This is a genomic window from Halorubrum sp. Atlit-28R (assembly GCF_003665955.1).
GTDB lineage: Archaea > Halobacteriota > Halobacteria > Halobacteriales > Haloferacaceae > Halorubrum > Halorubrum tropicale.
Window position 1 is genome coordinate 1 of sequence record NZ_QPLS01000227.1, and the last position, 458, is coordinate 458.

At 64.8% G+C, this 458-nt stretch carries 1 protein-coding gene; it reads right to left on the bottom strand.

Annotated elements, in window-relative coordinates:
• Window positions 1-458, bottom strand: a 458-nt coding sequence (locus DVK06_RS17665; RefSeq protein ID WP_233561814.1) for a methionine adenosyltransferase, incomplete at both ends; no start/stop codon positions are given.

The following is a 458-nucleotide window of genomic DNA, read 5'->3' on the forward strand; positions in this document are numbered from 1 at the left end:
GTCGTCCGTGATGACCTTCGCGTCGGCGACGTGGGGTTCGTCGATGGGGCGACCGATTTGCGAGAGCAGGCGGACCTGGAGGTCGCGAATGCCGTCGACCTCGTCGACGACCGTCTCGGCGATGTGGGTGGAAAGCAGGTTGTAAATCTTCCCGATGTGGTTGACGGGGTTCTTGCCGGAGGTCACTTCCATGCTCATCGGGCGGTTCGGCGTGATGAGGCCGTTGGCGCGGTTCCCGCGGCCGACGGAGCCGTCGTCACCCTGCTCGGCGGACGTGCCGGTCGTCGTGAGGTAGATGGAGCCTTCCTCGTAGTCGTCGGCGGTGTTGACTTCGACGTTGACCTCGCGGTCCGTGTACTCGGTGGCGAGGTCGGTGACGAACTCGCGTACGTTGTCGACGGCCTCGATGTAGTCGTCGATGTCGTCGATGTGGCTGTCGACCATCGCGGCGGCGACGG